Below are 17,861 nucleotides of genomic sequence, written 5' to 3'. Positions count from 1 at the left end.
TTCATCTTTTAAAAATTAATGGTGAGCATAATAGCATGACGCGGTCTTTTAAGAGGAACAAACTGCCGTTTCTTGTCGCATCAATAGCCCGTAACTCATGAGTGAGCACACCACCACCAAAATACCGCCAGCAATAGCAACCCAATATCCTGCATAAATTCCAAGCTCATCCACCATTTTACCTGAGAGCATCGCCCCAAATGCCACGCCAATATTGAGTCCCGCAAGTAGCCATGTCATTCCTTCCGTTAAACGGTGATCGGGAACAATATTTTCCACCAGCGACATACCGATAATCATCGTTGGTGCAAAAAATAGCCCAGATATAAACATCACCATCGACAGCGACCAAATTCCCCCGACCCACAGCAACGGAATAATCGACAGCAATGTCAGAACCCCGCTGATTAGCAACATACGCGGCAAAGGCATTGATAAACGCATCCCTCCAAATACCACCCCCATCACACAAGAACCAATGGCATACAGTGATAACACTAAACTCGCCATCGCCGGCTGCCCTTGTATCTGTGCCAGCGTCACACTCAAAATATCCACTGTCCCCACAATCACGCCCAGCGAAATCATGAGAATAATCAACAGTTGTAAACTTGGCAGGCGCAAAATAGACGCCTTCGCGCTCATCATCTGGTGCTTATCGACTAAGGCAGGTTCTGTTTTACGTTGAGAAACTAAGAGCAAGACTCCCACCAGCAATAAAATACCCGCAATCATAATTCCCGCTTGTGGGAACAGAACCACTGTCAGCCCGACGGATAAGGGAGGTCCCGCAATAAATGTCAAATCATCGAATACAGTTTCCAACGAGTACGCCGTTTGCAGTAGCGGATCCCCTTTGTAGATCTGCGACCATCTCGCGCGGATCATCGCCGACATACTCGGCATAAAGCCCGACAGAAATGCTCCTAAAAATAACCAAATATAAGAGAGCCCTAACCACGTAGACGCCACGATTAGCCCCATGCCCAGAACACTAATAAAAGTCACTAACGGCAATACGCGAAACTGACCATGGCTATCCACTTGGCGAGAAATCTGCGGCGATAATAAGGCATAAGTCAGCACAAAAGTGGCTGAAACGCCACCTGCCAGTGCATAACTTCCTTGCAACATTGACAGCATGGTAATAATCCCAATCCCCATCATGGGTAACGCTAAGCGAGCCAAAAGCCCTGCTAAGGCGAATTGGATGCTTCCTGAAGCGTGAAAAAGTTGTTGGTATCGACTCAGCATGCAGTATCTCCATGATAAAAATTCAATATATATACGGTGTGTATGTATAAAAATGATATATTGATACGAGATGAATGTAAATAATCATACGCAATGTATGTAAGAGGTTTTATGGCAAGACGAACACAAGCCCAAATGGAACAAACTCGCGCCCTATTACTGGCGACGGCACGGGATTTCTTCTGCCGTTTAGGCTATGCAGACACATCAATGGATGATTTAACTGCCAGTGTTGAATTGACTCGCGGCGCGCTATATCACCATTTTGGGGACAAACAAGGATTATTCTTGGCTGTTGTCGAACAAATAGATGCTGAAATGAACCAACGTTTACAGACAATTACGGACAACAGCGATGACCTGTGGTCAAGCTTTCAACAACGCTGTCATGCCTATTTAGAAATGGCGCTAGAGCCTGAATATCAGCAAATTATTTTGCGAGATGCTAAAGCGGTATTAGGAGAAGCCATTGCAAAATCTAACTTACAATGTGCGGACGCTATTGAAAAAATCATCGCCAAGCTGGTAGAAGATAATGTTATTGCCAACGTAGAGCCTCGCGCCCTCGCCGCGTTACTGAATGGAGGCTTATCCGAAGCGGCCTACTGGATAGCGCAAGATAAGAGTGAAATTCGGCTAAAACAGAGTATTGCTAGCATTGATATGCTACTGAATGGACTAAAACTCCCTGCTAAATAATCGCTGATAACAGTAAGCCCATATAGTGGGCTTACTCATGACGCAATTAACGCAGTGACTTAAATACGCTTATAAATTTTTCAACATCTTGTTCGCTTGTGGACCATGAAGTACACAGACGCACACAAGTTTTACCCGCTTCAGGCGCTGGCATACTGCTTAAAACGTAATGTTCCAACAATTTCTTCGCTAAATCATCCGGTAGCACCACAAACACTTGGTTTGATTCAACTGGCGCTAAGAACTCAAAACCTTGTCGCGTAAAGAATGCCGCTAAATGCATCGCCATATCATTGAGATGCTTACCCAATTTGAAATAAAGGTCATCTTTAAACAGTGCGTTAAATTGTGCCGCTAATAACCAACCTTTCGCCTGCAATCCCCCTTTTTGCTTGATGCTAAAGCGGAAATCAGATTTCAAGCTTGGGTTTAAAATTACCAGGATTTCACCGGTCAATGCACCAATCTTAGTGCCACCGATATAAAAAACATCCGTCAACTGAGCGATATCTTCAATCGTTACGTCGCTCGCATGGGACATTAAGCCAGAGGCTAAACGTGCACCATCCATAAACAGCCATAAACCATGCTCATCACACACTTTACGCAGCGCAACCAGCTCATCTTTACGGTATACCGTACCAATCTCTGTCGAGTTACTGATATACACCAATTTTGGCTGCACACAGTGTTCATCGGTATGATGCGCCAAAACTTGCTCAATCAGCGCTGGCGTTAATTTACCCGATGCTGAAGGAACAGTGAAAACTTTATGCCCTGTGGCTTCAATTGCCCCCGTCTCATGCACCGCGATATGCCCTGAATCTACCGCAATAGCAGCCTGATGAGGTCTTAATATATGAGAGATGGTCGTTAAATTGGTGATCGTACCACCATTAAAGAAATGGATATCTGCATCTGGGCGTCCAATGCGCTGTTTCACTTGCTCAGCCACACTGGCACATAACGTATCGGTACCATATCCTTCAAAACGCTTACCCGCTAAGCTATTGAGTTCTTCCATCACTGCTGGGTGCGCTATTTCATTATAATCATTAATAAAGCTGTACATTGGCAACCTACCGTTAAGTTAAAAACAAGCCAACAGTTATATGCGGATATTATTCAATATTCAATGATATTTTTTGGCTTGCAGAAACGAGTCACTTCATAAGCTGTGAGCGACGAAATGTCAGATTAAAACGGTAAGCCCCAAGTTGAGGATGAACGCCTGATTTGATTTGTCGTACCCCATGGTAATTGAGCCGTGAACGTCCGCCCCAGACCAAGACGTCCCCATGTTCTAATGGGATAGCTTGACGCGGATGTTCTCGCGTATCTCCGCCAAAATCAAAGATAGTGGGCAATCCTAGTGAAAAGGAGACGATCGGCTGGGAGAAATCCGCTTCATCTTTATCTTGATGCAGCGACATTTTAGCCCCCACACCATAGCGGTTAATTAAGCAGGCACCAGGATCAAAATGAGAAAAGCCAGCTTTTTCAGCGGCATTTATCGCCAACTGTTTAAATAATGCGGGCATCATGGGCCATGGCTGCAGAGTCATCGGATCGACAGAGGAATATCGGTAGCCTTTATTATCCGTAACCCAGCCCCAATCACCGCAATTGGTCATTGCCACAGACATAGCGTATCCGCCAGGGGTTTCCATATGACGCAAAGGTGCTTGAGCAATCACTTCATGCAATGCAGCTAATAACAGCTCCCCTTGCCCAAGCAAAAAACCTTTAAGGAGATAAGCGTCTGGCGCAATCTCAATCATATTCTCTTCATCAGGAAATAACATAGTCACCACTCAGTAAAATGGGTGTCTACCTATATAAGACACCCTGACCATTTAAGCGACTTGTTGCTGCCTTTTCAATGCTAATTTACGCTCTGCTTTTTGGCTACCCCAGACGCTGAGTAAAATCACCAACATGCCGAGTAACTGTAATGAGCTGAGTTGTTGATCAAGCCACAGCCATCCTAGGATAACGGCGCTCATCGGGCTTAAGAATCCCAGCGATGCTACTGAACTGGGTCCTAAGATAGCGAGGCCACGAAACCATAATGCATAAGTCAGTGCGCCACCGATCAAAGTTAAATAACTCAGACCTGCGATATTTAATAAACTCAAAGAAGGTAACGCAGGTTCAAGTAACAGCGCAAACGGCAGTAAGACTAACCCGCCTGCGGTTAATTGCCACGAGGTAAAGGTTAATGCTGAGACTGGAGGCTGCCAACGACGGCTTAATACCGTTCCTGCCGCCATAGAGAACGCCCCGGCTAAGCCCGCAATAATCCCGGTTAAATCTAACGCGGCACTTGGCGTCAATAATAAAATAGCTACCCCGAAAATACCGCTCAGTGCGGCAAATATCGAAATACTCGATAGCGAACTGCTTAATAGCCAACGGCTAAGGAATAACACAATCAGCGGTTGAATCGCCCCCACCGTTGCCGCCACACCTCCCGGTAAACGGTATGCGGAGATAAACAACAGCCACCAAAATAGCGAAAAATTTAAAATGCCGAGAATCAGTACTCGTCCCCACCAAATCCCCTGAGGCAATTTGCGTAAAAATAGTAAAAGTAGCAATCCTGCGGGTAAGGCTCGGAGCATAGCTAACGTCAACGGCATACCCGCAGGTAACATTTCCGTCGTCACCAAGTAGGTACTTCCCCAAACTATCGGTGCTAATGCCGTTAAAAATAGAGCCCAATATCTATTCATGAATACGCTCACGTTGATTTATCTTGAGGTCAAGATAAATTCAAACTACCTTGACGTCAAGATAGATTATTGTATGATTTGCCTATGGATAGAATAGATAAAATCACTCAACAATGGGAACGTGAACGCCCCGATCTTGATATCAGCGCCATGGGGCTGATTGGTCGCTTAGGTAACGTTGCCCATCACCTGACCCGTGAAATGGAAAAGGTATTTGCCAAATTTGGTCTAAACCGATCAAGTTTTGACGTACTCGCCACTTTGCGCCGTGCGGGTTCCCCTTATACACTGTCACCCAGCGATATGCTTGCTACCTTGATGGTGACATCCGGTACCATGACCAATCGCATCGATCAGCTAGAGAAAGCCGGTTATGTGGCGCGTCATGCCAATCCTGATGATGGGCGCGGTTTTTTGGTGAGCTTAACAACTGAAGGGTTGGATTTGATCAATCGCGTAGTGACAGCCCATACCGAAAACCAATCTCGTTTAGTGGCATCACTGTCAAATGAAGAGCAACAAGCGCTGAATCAGCTACTACGGACGTTTCTAAACCATTTAGAATCATAAAATGTAGAGAGGGGAATTCCTTTCCCCTCTCTATTTTTACGAGCTAAATTAGCTATTCAACTCAAAAGGCATCAATTTTTGCGAACGCTCAAATTGGTCGCAAAGATACACCAAGCGCAGTAAATTTTCGGCGGTTTGATTTTCCTTTTTTACGTAATGCACCAGTTGCTTAGCAAACCATAACATCCCCAAGTCGTGCAATGTCCTGACCACAAAGTTTAACTCGTCAATTTGACTCGCGGATAACTGTGCGCGCCCTGTACAGCTTTGCGTTTCCAATACCGCCAAGATTGGACGGGTAATCTGCTGTGCCAGTGTTGGCACTGGCGCAAATGCTGTGCGGTCTTGCTGCTTTTTCGCCATATATTCAGCAATCGACGTCATAAACTTGGAAGACTGTTTTTTACGAGGTACTGATTCAAAATCGAGGTAAAACAGCTCAATACCCTGCTCTTTTTTCAACCAGAGTGTTTTCGGAGTTAGTTGTAATTGTTGCTGAGAGACGCTTACTTGAACGGATACCGCACTAATTTCCCAACCTTTCTGAGTGATAAAACGCAGTTCTTCAATTTTGTGATTTTCTGTGCCTTGCCAATTTAATCGCAAAAATGCCCGATTCCGGTTTCCATCCAGCACAGTCCAACTGACACACTGCTCGATTTCATTCCAATGTAGCGGTTCGTAGCTATCGATATGTAGCACAGCAGGCTCAAACTGAGCATCATCGGTGAGCGCATTGAAATAGGTCGTTGCCGCTTTCCAATCCTCAAATCCCAGCTCACTTTTCAATGCTTGGTAATCATCGAATGAAATGTGCGGCGCTTGGCTAACTGCACTGCGACTGATTGCATAACTATCGCCGCTAGCCGCAAGTTTGCCCTCATCGGATAAGCGTGGATTGTGCAATTCAAAACCACTGCGCATCAGGTTATCTGCCGTTTGTTTCCAAATGGCTAGCGTTTGCCAGACACTGTGACGGGTGAAATTCGAGTCGAGGGTATTGGCGCGTGCTTGGCTACACTGCACCACTTTTTTCTCTTGGTTATCCCAAAAACTAAACGTTCCCCCAATGGCGCCACTTTGAGTTTGCCACCACTCGGCATGGATTGGGATCAAAGAGAGAATGTCCGTTTTACTGTCATATTGACGACGACCAAAAGCGCGCAATTGCGCAATTTTATCGTCGCTGGCGTGAGTTAATTGGTAAAGATAGCCTCTGATCTGCGCGATAAACCGCAATACTTGCCCTTCATCTATCGTGAAATGGCGCTGGGCTAATAATTTCACTTGATAGCTTAAACGCTTTAAATAATTGGCTAAGCGAGGTAAACCTTCCGCACGCGCCGACATATTCAATAAATGTAATTGCGCAGCACTGCTTTGGCTTATATGAGAAAGCCCCTGACGCAGCATATCGTGAATAAAACGCTGGATAGTCGCAATCACCGTTTGCTCATCGTCGCTCAATGCTAGCGTGACCTCGCGGTTAGGCATCAGATCATCAGGCCAACTCCACGACTGGTTATGCTGAAGAAATACCTTAGCGACCGCTGCCAAATGGAGGGCTTTTTGCTGCTTCTCCGGTAATGACGACAGCATCCCTTGAAAGCCATTCCCCCGAATATAGATAATTGGCTCATCATAATTGGGGATCGTGATTTTCAGCTGATTCGATTGGTCATCCAAGATCACTGCATGATCTTGCCAATCCTGTAAGATCTTCACTGCCAAGCGGCAATCTGGCTTACTGTTTTGCTTGATTAATGCGGGAACATCGAATGCTAACAACTCAGGTAATAGCGGTTCAATATCGACAGATTCTGAACTATCTTCTATAGAATCAATCGATTGTTCATCGCTGTTTGTTTGTACCCAAAGCACCGCGGCCAGAATATGTTTGCAGCAACCCGAGGCCGAACAATCGCAGCTAGCTTTTTGCACCCCTTGAGGATCTAACGTGACTTGCTGACCATCGCTGGTAAAAGTTCCATCCGCTAAACAAACCGGAGAAACTTTACCACTTTCCAGATCCTTACGGGCGCGGCGCAGCAACCCGATGTTGGCAAATACGGCCAATGCGTCGTCATCATAATGTAAATAAACGGTTTTCCAACTCATTGCATCACCTCAGCCAGCCAGTGAGCGAAATGCTCTGGGGTTAACGCCGCCACACTCATACCGCGATCCGCCAGCTTCTGGGCAATTTCCGTATCATAAACCGGCAATGCATCATCATCTAAAGCGGCTAATCCCAACAATTTCACTTGCTGGCTATTCAAGCGCTCGGTGCAATTGAGCAGATTATTCAATGCCCCGCCTTCTTCAAAGTCGCTGATCAACGAAATCACCGTGCGTTTCGGGTTGCGGATCAAGCTTTCACAATAATGCATCGCTTTCGCGATATCGGTTCCCCCGCCGAGCTGCACGGTCATTAATGCTTCCACCGGATCGTGGGCTAAATGACTGAGATCCACCACTTGGGTATCAAACACCACCAAAGAGACACGTACTGTCGGTAATGCCGCTAAAATACTGGCGCACACCGCCGCATACATAATCGAACTCGCCATCGAGCCACTTTGGTCGACGCACAAAATCACATCCCACGGCAAATGCTGTTGCTGGCGGGAGTTAAAATACGGGGTTTTAATCACTAGGCGCTGATTTTGTTGATCATAATTCTTTAAATTCGCGGCAATGGTGGCTCGCCAATCAAAATTACGGCTATTAGGGAGTAGCGATCGCTTAAAGCGGTTACGACGCCCTGTTAACGCTTGGCGAAATTGGTTTCGCATCTGGCTTAAAATATCATCCACCACTTTGCGAATAATATTCTTCACCGCATCCCGCATCTCTTCACTCATTTTACCGCGTAAACTTAATAACGATTTAGCTAAGGCTTTGGTGGGCTCCATTGCATTCAAGGCTTGCGGGCTTTTTAATAAACTACTAATTTCATAACGCTCTAATGCCTGCGACTGCATTCGCTCAAAGGTGCTGTTCGGGAACAATTTACGGGCTTGGTTCAGCCAGTTAACCGCCGTTAATTGGGACGCATCTAGCGAGCCATGACGTCCGCCTTCTTGGCGTAAACCGCGACGTTGATATTCACGTCGATATAAAAAATCCAATGACCGTTCGATTTTGAGCTCATCGCCATTTAGCGCCGCTTGCCCCAGAGCGCCATCCGCATATTGGCCTAAAATAAGGCGCCAGCGTTTTGCTAATTGAAGTTGTTCTTCGGTTAATTGCGCATCTTCTGGCTGCTTATCCATGAGATAGCCCCTCATTTTGCAACGAAAACCACTCAGTTAACCCTTGGTTTTCAAGCTGAAGCTGAATTTTTTGTTCGAGTTCCATGGCTTGGAGTAATTGTTGCTGATTGAATTGTGTCTGATGGAGAGTTAAATCTTGGGTATCCATCGATAATTTTTGCGCGACCACCCGCGCCATTTGCGCATTTTGTTTCGGGGTTAATTGGCTAAACGCAAAGCGCAGATCCGGCAATACTTGCAAGAAACGTCCATCATCCCACTCACTCAACAGTCCATTGAGTAACTCAATTAATAGGGGTAAACGCACAACCAATTCCGGTGCGGTACGCATAATGCCAATGAAATAACCGATAGCCAGTTCCGGGTCGCTACCTAAACTGAACGTTCGCTGAATTTCCTCGGTCAGTACCGATTCATCAATTTGACCACCAAGATAACGAATAGCATCCACCGCCCCTTTAATTAGCGGTGCGTGATTAAGGCGCCCATCCAACCGGCTCAATTGTGCATAAAATTCTGCGGAATAATCCATATCGCAGCTAATTTCAGGCATAAAGGTGATTAATTCACGACAAGACAGCAGCGCATTAAAATAGTGTTCTTGTTGCTGTTCATCCCCTTGAGCCACCTGATCTAAGCAGAAAAAGGCCTGGGAGAGTACTTTATCAATCCGCTGTTTGATGCCCGTTTCATCTTCGAGGTCAAAGAAACTACGCCCGCGCCATAGGTGTACCAGTTTATGACCACAGGTCACCAATGATTCAAACTGACTATCTTGCTGAATATAGCTATCTAATAACGTAAATAACGTTGGAATGCGCTGATGAAGCCCAATCAATGCCGCTTGCATTAGCAATGTCACCGCGCTTTGGCTGGAACGGCTGACACCTTGCTCTTCAAGTTGCTTTTCCATCGCCAAAATTTTATTCAGTGCAATGGCTTTTAATTGCGTGCCTTTTTCAGAAAGCGCGATCAGCTCCCCTTCCACATTTGGCGTCCACGCGTATTGCCACTCTTCAAACAGTAAATCCAGCTGGTTGCCCGAAAAAAAATTGGGACCAGAAAGCGGTTTGGCGAAGTGGATTTCTAAAAAACTCAAAAGATGCAGAAAACGGCTGCGTAAACGGTGCTGCTTATTACGGTATACATCTAAGCGGCTGACTTTGGCTAAAGTATCGTCCAATTTGAAGCGAAAGCCTTTCGCCAATGAATAGGTTTCAGAAACCAATGGCGGTGTGATGGTTCCTTTAGGAATCTGCCCCAAGGTAAAACCAGAAAAACAGGTTTTGATTTGCTGCCACAGTTCATCTTGGCTTTCATCTAAACTGCCTTTGATAAACGCACTTTGCAGCCCATCCAATAGATCATAGCGACCCGCGCCCGTGTGCCCACGAAATACGGCAAGTCTCAGACTTTGCTCTGCGGCGAGCTTAACAGATAAAAACCCTGGCGCTGCATCAAATTGCTTTTCCCGTAACACTTCAGCCACGTAAGCCAAAAATTGAATACCAAGCTGATTTCGATAAGCCGCGGTAGCAGTCATTTTTTGCTGAGCTTGATCAGTGCGTTGTGCCAGCAACCCTTCCCACACTTTTTGATAAAAGGCTGGCGAAGGCATGCCGGAGGCATAACCATTTAACGCATCAAGCCGGTCAAAGCTATAACGGATAAGCCAAGCGCTGTCACGGTCTGCCAACTTTTGCTGAGCCATAAATTGCTTTTGTTGCTCGGAAGAGAGTTTAAATTGCTGCGACGCCGCTTTACCAAGCCCTTCAAGCAGTGCCAAGGTATGAAACCCGCCCGTCACGACCACAATTTTCGCGTTTGGCTCTGCCGCTTTAATGGTTTGAATGTGCGCTTGCATATGGGCTTCACGCTGAGTTGAACCCTCCGAAGCCAGTACTTCTGGCTCGTAATCTAAACGCGCCAAGGCACACCAAATAAAGGTATCGCGGAAGAAATCAGCCCAATTGGCAACCGACGTTAATGGGCGCAACTCAAACAAATGTTCCCACAGTTCATCATGATCACGGCACCCACACTTTTTCGCTAACTGAGCAATAAATAAGCTATGGGCAAGGTAGCGTTCCCGTTGCAGGCTTTGATGCTGGCTTTCGCCTTCCAGATCAAGTTCCACCTGTGCTGTCCACGGCAAATCAATAAAACGCAGTTGAGCTTGATGCTGCTGCCCTACGCGTAACGCTTGCCACTCAGGGGAATATTCACAAAATGGGAAATACGCCGATCGCGTGACAGCGTCACTTTCATCTGATTCAGTAGGCGCACTTTTCAGGGTAGTCTGCCCCATAATCGCCACGGGCGGACGTGTATCGACATCCAATAACCCCGCGATTAATGGGTTAAAACTGTCAGGACCTTCTATCAGCACATAGTCAGGCTTAACCTGCTCAATTAAGCTCAATACGCTATAAGCACAGGCGGGACTATGGTGACGAACGGGCGCAAAATAGAGCTGTTGCTCATCCAGTATTTTCCACTGTTCAAGCGCCTGCTGTAGCCGTTCTGGCAATGTGATGTTTGATAAACTCACCGATGATGTCTCTCATAGGGACAGTGTGGTGATGTATTTACCACCACACTGCGACGACGGATATTATTGCCAGAATTCACGAGATGCATCGAAAAAGGCTTTCCATGCTTCGCTCTGTTTCGCACGTTCACGGGCAACATTATCAATGTAATAACGCATCCGTTTGATATCATCCGCATTATCTTTGAGTACCACACCAATCAACTGGCGCGCCACAGCGCCTGCGTTCAGTGTGCCATTCCCCAAATAGTGAGCTTCCAATGCACAGGCATAGGCGATATTAACTGCTTCTGCCGTAGACATCACCGCATCTGGGGTTTTGATATTCCCACCATCTTTGGTATTACCTGAACGTAATTCTTGAAAAGTCGTGACTAATAATTCGATCACGTCCGTTGGGACAGTCACTTTGCCATCCAGCTCGCCAAGCTCAACAGTCAGTTGTTTGTTGATCAGTTCAATTTCAAATGCCGGATCTTGAATGGGTTTGACGGTTTCGAAATTAAATCGACGCTTAAGTGCCGATGACATTTCATGCACACCGCGGTCACGTAAGTTGGCAGTACCAATCAAGTTAAAGCCTGACTTGGCGCTGATCCGTGCATTATCTTTCATCTCAGGGATCATCATTTGCTTTTCTGACATCATGCTAACCAGCACATCCTGAATTTCAGGTGGGCAGCGAGTGATCTCTTCAAAGCGCACAATTTTACCTTGTTGCATTCCTTGGTAGAGCGGTGAACTCACTAAGGCTTTTTCTGTAGGACCTTCCGCCAGTAGCAGCGCGTAGTTCCACGAATATTTAATATGGTCTTCTGTGGTACCCGCCGTGCCTTGAATGGTTAAACCTGAGTCACCACTAATCGCCGCCGCTAATAACTCGGACAGCATGGATTTCGCCGTACCAGGCTCCCCCACCAGCATTAACCCTTGTTTACCCAGTAAGGTCACAATGGCGCGATCAACCAGCGCATCGTCACCAAAAAATTTAGGGGTAATTTGCAGTGCCTCATTCCCAAGAATAAATTGACGTACCGCCCGCGGGGAACGTAGCCAACCTTGTGGTTTAGGGTTGCCTTTATCCGCTTGGGTTAATCGTTCTAATTCATCCGCAAAGCGCACTTCTGCGCTTTCACGCAGAACGCCTTCTGTTACTTGTTTCGCCTTAGCCATGTTGGTTTCCTAAATTTATGCGTCGATTAATCAATGATTACCACGGGGTTTTCTTTTCCCATTCAGGGTCAAAACCGCTACAGGCATCCGCGACTTTCAGGTAGTCAGCATAGCTTTCGGCTAACAGGATCGGCGGCACGTTTTTCAGTTCCACATAGCCTCTATCCCACGAGCTTTTTTGTGCTTGGTCAAAACTCAAGGAGTACAACACCGCAGGGATATTTTCTTCTGGGACATAGCTACCACTGAATTCCATATACACATAGCAATCTAGGCTGGAGAAATATTTGAAGTAATGACAGAAGCTTCCGCCGTCTTCCGCTTGGCCGCGCTGATAACCCATTTTGGTTAACACGCCACGTAGGGTGAAGGTATCCGTTAGCCAGCCTTTTCTATCTTCGATTTCCGTGAGCGTTAACGCCAGATCTGGAATGGTGTGATCCATCTGCGAGAATAGGAATTTGACTTTGTAATCTTTAAAATGAGCAATCCACGCTTTACGATCAGCGTCTGATAATAACGCCGCATGAGCGAGCTTGATGCTGGAATCTGCGCTCAATTCGACTTCATCGTCATCAAGGTTCAACAAGCAACCATCATCGGATGGACGGAATTGGTTGATCACTTGGTCATCTTTCACTTCTAACCAAACCAGTCGTTCAATCAGACCACGCATCACTGGGTGATTTTGAATGTATTCCTGCCAATCCGCCGTGCTCCACAAACGTTCTGCACACATCGCTTCATACAGACGCGCAGTCTGTAATTCAATAACTTGCTTAAGCTCTTTTTTGCTGGATGTTAGGAGTTTTTTCGACTCTTTAATCATCTCTTCGTTGTCGGTTTTACGTGCCGCCGGCAGCGCTTTGATCTCTTTACCTTCAGGGTTAAATAGCACCAGTTTTTGCTGAGCATCGAGCTTGGCAGTAAACGTGCGATCCCCATATTCCAGTACTAAAGTCCCCGTTTCATCCATACCCGCAGTTGGAATAGTTCTGTCTGCCAGTTCATCCGCGCTCCAACCGTTACGTTGTGCGATATCAGCCACCAGTCCGCGGGCTTTTTCTTGGACTGATGCGGTGCGATAACGGCGCGATAATGATAATAAAAGCTGAATGATCAGCGGATCGTTACTGACGGCAATCGCGTCAATCATCGCTTCAATTTGGGCACGGCGCTGGTAATGGTCACGCATATAGTTACGCAGCATGGTTACGGCAACATGTCCCTCCACACCACAAATCAGCGCAAGCATCCCTTTTTCACTGATTGCCGAGCCCAAATAACGACCTAATACTTCGTTTTTGATCTCGTTGATGGTCTGCTCAAGGGTGAAGTTTTCATACTTGGCATAGTATTCAGGCCAGCGTTTTAGCCAATCTTGATAGTTTTTCAAGCGTGATGGCGCATCTCTTTGTGCTTCCGCCATCGCCGCTTCCAGTGATGGTCCCGCCACATCTTGGCTAATAAAGCTGTTGAGAATAAAGCTACCTAACTTACGCTGGCTGTCTAATGATAATAAGCTGATATAGCGCTGTAATAGCCCATTACCCGCCGGCATTTTTAATTTCACCGCCAGAATGATCCACCAGCGGATGATGTCCGCATCCACCTTTTTATTATCTTGCCAGGTCATGGCTGGAATGGCGTCCAAATCAAACCATGCCATGCTCGCGGGTGCTTTGGCTTTTAAGCCTTTTTGCGCTTCCGCCAACAAAACTTTCGGTGCCAAGTAACCGGAAATATCTTCGCCAAATTGCTCTAATGCCGTTAATAATGCGGCTCTTACAACTTCACGTTTCTCTTTTTTCAGCAACGCGTACAGCGGTTTTAGTGAATCTGGATGTTTTAAGCGAGCTAACCATTCGATAGCAGTAACGCGGATCTCTTGTTTACCAGAATCAAGGCCTTCTGCCGCATTAACGTGAATGCTTGGTAAGGTTTCCAGCAATTTTTGAGCACTTAAACGGTGAGTTTTGTTTTCACCCAGCGCCAACTCCATAATACGAGGAATGAATCGTGCCGGAATGGTCGGGTATTTACCTAAAATGGTTACCGCATTAGACGCATCATACTCTTGGTAATAACGATGCCCTTGGTGCTGCGGGATAAGCCCCAGCGCTTCACTTAAGAAATCGGGGTACTGCATAAAGAACGGCCAAATTTGTTCCGGCGCTCTAAATAGCCCTAATCCATCACTGTATGAACGCAGGCATAAGTCAGCAATTAAGCGACTCGCATTTTTAAAATGGCACTGCTCAAGCCCTTTTTCTAATTGACGTAAATCGAGTTGCGATAAGATGCGAACGGGAACTTCACGAGTGAGTTGATAGTGAGAAAAATGCTCAACATCAGAGCGGTTATGACTCAGCAAACGCAACGCGTGGAATAGCGTGAATTCCGGTAAATTATTAATGCGCTCTTTGTGCTTAATGACATTGTATTCATGATCGGTAATCACTCCGACACCCGAGTTTAGTTTAGCTAATAAGCCAGCACATTCGTCTTCACTGTGTTGACTGAACTCTTTGTAATGGCGTTGTGACCACGTGTATTTATGCTTTTCTTGTTTGTTTTCTTCCCGTTCGCGCTCAGCATTTTCTTTGGCTTTTTGCAGCATTTCACGGAAGTTAGATACCAAAATATCGACTGCGCTTTCTGGTAGTGGCGTATCTTCCATCGGGATAATCTCTGGAATTTCGACCTCTTCCACTTCACTCGCACAATCCATCACATCAAAGCGAGAAATCGCACTTTCAATGCTCTTGAGGACGGTTTTGTTGGTCTCCACTTTCAACGCTGCTTCAAGAATATCTCGATCTTTACCAATACGGGCGAACAGATCCGCCGCTTGCGTACGTTGTTTTGGCGTTCCTTCAAGCAGCACTTTGGTTAAGTGGGTTTTAACCGCTTCTTCCGGCAGAATAGACATCACTGGCTCAGCTGCTGAACGCACGGTTTTCAGTGAACTGGTTGCCAATAGCACTAAAATATCGGCAAACACACTATACAGCGCTTCGTCTTTTCTCAGCGTGTCGATCAATTGGATCTGACCACAAGCGGATAAATTGCTCAGTAGGCTTTGGCGAATAAAGTCTTGCTCAGCAATTAAATATTCTTTTAAACCTGGGATAGCGAATAATAACGCCATATTTTCGTAGTGATAATCCGACAGATTTTGTCTATCAAAAATGCCGTATAGCACGGTGTTACCCGGTTGTTCGGCTTCATTCTCCACTAACTGACTGAGCAGCTCGTAATTCCAATGTTTACGATGTTCATATTTAGCATGGCGTGAATTTTCAAAGGTGGTTACAAATGCATCACACAGTAAATACAGCATCCAAGAAGGCAATTCTGGCGTCAGAATTTTGATATTCACCTCTTGGCAGGCGGACGCGAGTACTTTAGCAAAACGCGCGATCTGCGCGGGCGTAATATCATCACCTACTTTAGAATACAGTTTATGGCGAGCATTTTTACCTTGACGGATCACTTTGCTATACGAGCCGGCATCAAAACTGTGACTTCCCCACCACCAATCGACCGTTCCCGGTTTGTCTAACAAAATTGTGGCTTTTTCTTTGTCCAACTGCCCCAGCTTCATGAGAATTTCAGGGGATTTACCCTCAATGACATAATCAAAGAGCGATTTGGGTAAGCTTTCTTCAAATGCGGCAAAAGGAAGCAGGGATTCTTGTAAATATTGTAATCCTGCGGTTTCCCCTTTTTCGCCATAAATAGCCAGAAGGTCAAAGGTAATTTTAGCCATGTTAATTTCCTAAATGTAGTTATATAACAACTTCTTATCATTTTTAGTTGTTCATCTCAATTTGATTATTCTTATTCCTGATTATTTAACTTTATTGCTTAATTATTCATCTGGAATTAAATACCAATAATTTAATTATTCCCCCGCTATTTTCCCAACACTTGCTTCAAATACCGCCTATTTATGGAAGATTGATCAGTAATGTATGACGTTGTGAGCAAAATGCTGTCTATAACAATCTTTCTCATTTTTAGCTTGATCTGCCCAGATATCATCGGCAAGTTGACGAAAATTTTTAGTTCATTTAAACAGCAAAAAAGCCATTGACTAAACATATAATCTAATATTAGACTTATTGTATAAGTTAAATTTCCGAATGAGGAAAATCAATGAGCCAAAATACCGCTTACACAGATATCGTATACACTAATGCTTCCCAGCTGGTTCCACCAAGAGGGCACTATTCACACACAGTCACAGCGAATGGTTTCGTGTTTGTATCGGGGCAATTACCCACAGATAGCCAAGGAAATGTTCATGCGGACGCACCCTTTACTCAGCAAGCAGAACAGGTATTAGCAAATTTAGAGGCTTGCTTATCTGCCAGTGGTGTCGGTCGGCAACAATTGGTTCAGGTTCGGGTTTATATCTCGGATATGGACAATTGGCCGGTTTTTAATCAAATTTATGCCAATTGGATTGGCGAGTTTCGTCCTGCTCGCGCCGTTGCGGGTGTTAGTGAACTGCATTTTGGTGCAGGGATCGAAATTGAAGCAACCGCTGTCGCGGCGAACGCGTTGTTATAAAAATCAAGTTATTACCAATGAGCCATTTAATAATGGGGTATATCATGTCTGAATTAACATTACCGACCTATCAAGATGTCGAAGCCGCAGCACAGCGCATTGCAGGTATTGCTCACAAAACACCAGTGATGACGTCCACGACAGTCAACAAAGAGTTTGGCGCTGAGTTATTCTTTAAATGTGAAAATTTCCAACGTATGGGGGCATTTAAATTTCGCGGCGCGTTAAATGCTCTTTCACAACTTACTCCAGCGCAAAAAAAAGCAGGAGTAATCGCATTTTCATCAGGAAACCATGCTCAAGGTATCGCGCTGGCGGCACAAATGTTGAATATTCCAGCCACCATTTTGATGCCGATTGATTCTCCAGAAGTCAAAGTTGCCGCCACTCAAGGCTATGGCGCTAAAGTGATTAGATTTGACCGCTATACCCAAGATAGAGAGCAACTTTGTCGCGATCTTGCCGAAAAAGAGGGATTGACCATCATCCCACCTTACGACCATGTGGATATTATTGCGGGTCAAGGTACTGCGGCTAAAGAGCTGTTTGAGGAAGTTGGCGAGCTGGATGCCCTCTTTGTTTGCTTAGGTGGTGGTGGGTTGCTCTCTGGATGTGCACTCGCAGCGCGCGCATTATCGCCGAATTGCAAAGTGTATGGCGTTGAACCTGAAGCCGGTAATGATGCGCAGCAATCTTTCCGTAGTGGAAAAATTGTGCACATTGATACGCCAAAAACTATTGCAGATGGTGCACAAACTCAACATGTGGGGAACTACACTTTTGAGCTAATCAAACAAAATGTGGATGACCTTTTAACTGTGACCGATGCGCAATTAGTTGATCGCATGAAGTTCTATGCTGAGCGTATGAAAATAATTGTGGAGCCGACAGGTTGCCTTTCTTTCGCTGCCGCCTTGAAAATGAAAGAACAGCTGCGCGGCAAACGTATTGGGATTATTATTAGCGGCGGAAATGTGGACATTAAACGCTTCGCAGAATTAATGTTAGCTTAAGCAATTTATGCCC

Annotated in this window: 13 protein-coding genes; 4 read left to right on the top strand and 9 right to left on the bottom strand. The window is 45.6% G+C overall.

The window, feature by feature from the left end:
- Positions 1-48: 48 nt before the first annotated feature.
- Positions 49-1,254 carry an MFS transporter gene (locus tag GKR61_RS04275; RefSeq protein WP_154599255.1) on the bottom strand — a complete coding sequence of 402 codons (1,206 nt, stop codon included), beginning with the start codon at positions 1,252-1,254 and terminating at the stop codon, positions 49-51.
- Between the two features lie 111 nt (positions 1,255-1,365).
- Between GKR61_RS04275 and GKR61_RS04270 the strand changes: the two genes are divergently transcribed.
- Positions 1,366-1,953 carry a TetR/AcrR family transcriptional regulator gene (locus tag GKR61_RS04270; protein ID WP_036947987.1) on the top strand — a complete coding sequence of 196 codons (588 nt, stop codon included), beginning with the start codon at positions 1,366-1,368 and terminating at the stop codon, positions 1,951-1,953.
- A gap of 46 nt (positions 1,954-1,999) precedes the next feature.
- Here the strand turns inward: GKR61_RS04270 and GKR61_RS04265 are convergent, their stop codons facing one another.
- The 3 genes from GKR61_RS04265 to GKR61_RS04255 form a co-directional block, all read right to left on the bottom strand.
- Complete coding sequence (locus GKR61_RS04265) at positions 2,000-3,025, bottom strand: threonine aldolase family protein (RefSeq protein ID WP_036947990.1); 1,026 nt, start codon at positions 3,023-3,025, stop codon at positions 2,000-2,002.
- A 91-nt stretch (positions 3,026-3,116) separates the two neighbouring features.
- A complete protein-coding gene (gene alkB, locus GKR61_RS04260) occupies positions 3,117-3,758 on the bottom strand; it encodes a DNA oxidative demethylase AlkB (RefSeq protein WP_154639572.1) in 642 nt (213 codons plus the stop codon).
- 51 nt (positions 3,759-3,809) lie between these two features.
- Positions 3,810-4,688, bottom strand: coding sequence for an EamA family transporter (locus GKR61_RS04255; RefSeq protein WP_154599259.1), 879 nt, complete (start codon positions 4,686-4,688; stop codon positions 3,810-3,812).
- 84 nt (positions 4,689-4,772) lie between these two features.
- On the opposite strand from GKR61_RS04255, the gene GKR61_RS04250 reads away from it, so the two are divergent.
- Positions 4,773-5,258 (top strand): MarR family winged helix-turn-helix transcriptional regulator, encoded by a 486-nt coding sequence (locus GKR61_RS04250; RefSeq protein ID WP_154599260.1) that lies wholly within the window; start codon positions 4,773-4,775, stop codon positions 5,256-5,258.
- A gap of 48 nt (positions 5,259-5,306) precedes the next feature.
- Here GKR61_RS04250 and GKR61_RS04245 read toward each other — a convergent pair whose 3' ends face one another.
- The 5 genes from GKR61_RS04245 to GKR61_RS04225 form a co-directional block, all read right to left on the bottom strand.
- Positions 5,307-7,376 carry an SWIM zinc finger family protein gene (locus tag GKR61_RS04245; protein ID WP_154639571.1) on the bottom strand — a complete coding sequence of 690 codons (2,070 nt, stop codon included), beginning with the start codon at positions 7,374-7,376 and terminating at the stop codon, positions 5,307-5,309.
- Complete coding sequence (locus GKR61_RS04240) at positions 7,373-8,533, bottom strand: VWA domain-containing protein (protein WP_154639570.1); 1,161 nt, start codon at positions 8,531-8,533, stop codon at positions 7,373-7,375. The genes GKR61_RS04245 and GKR61_RS04240 overlap by 4 nt, the downstream gene beginning before the upstream one ends.
- Entirely contained in the window at positions 8,526-11,084 is a 2,559-nt protein-coding gene (locus GKR61_RS04235; RefSeq protein ID WP_336426602.1) for a DUF5682 family protein, read from the bottom strand. Before GKR61_RS04235 ends, GKR61_RS04240 begins: the two co-directional genes overlap by 8 nt.
- A gap of 63 nt (positions 11,085-11,147) precedes the next feature.
- On the bottom strand, positions 11,148-12,257 hold the full coding sequence (locus tag GKR61_RS04230; protein WP_036948009.1) for an AAA family ATPase: 1,110 nt from the start codon (positions 12,255-12,257) through the stop codon (positions 11,148-11,150).
- Between the two features lie 37 nt (positions 12,258-12,294).
- The gene (locus GKR61_RS04225) at positions 12,295-16,029 is read right to left on the bottom strand and encodes a DUF4132 domain-containing protein (RefSeq protein WP_154639569.1); all 3,735 of its coding nucleotides are present in this window, start codon (positions 16,027-16,029) and stop codon (positions 12,295-12,297) included.
- 389 nt (positions 16,030-16,418) lie between these two features.
- Between GKR61_RS04225 and GKR61_RS04220 the strand changes: the two genes are divergently transcribed.
- Together GKR61_RS04220 and GKR61_RS04215 are read left to right on the top strand one after the other, a co-directional pair.
- Positions 16,419-16,835 (top strand): RidA family protein, encoded by a 417-nt coding sequence (locus tag GKR61_RS04220; protein ID WP_036948013.1) that lies wholly within the window; start codon positions 16,419-16,421, stop codon positions 16,833-16,835.
- 44 nt (positions 16,836-16,879) lie between these two features.
- Positions 16,880-17,848: a threo-3-hydroxy-L-aspartate ammonia-lyase gene (locus GKR61_RS04215; protein ID WP_154639568.1), complete on the top strand. Its 969-nt coding sequence runs from the start codon at positions 16,880-16,882 to the stop codon at positions 17,846-17,848.
- Positions 17,849-17,861 lie beyond the last annotated feature (13 nt).

It is taken from the genome of Providencia sp. wls1916 (genome assembly GCF_009706585.1).
GTDB lineage: Bacteria > Pseudomonadota > Gammaproteobacteria > Enterobacterales > Enterobacteriaceae > Providencia > Providencia lanzhouensis.
Note: the sequence above shows the minus strand (reverse complement) of the source record. Positions and strands in the feature narration are given on the sequence as shown.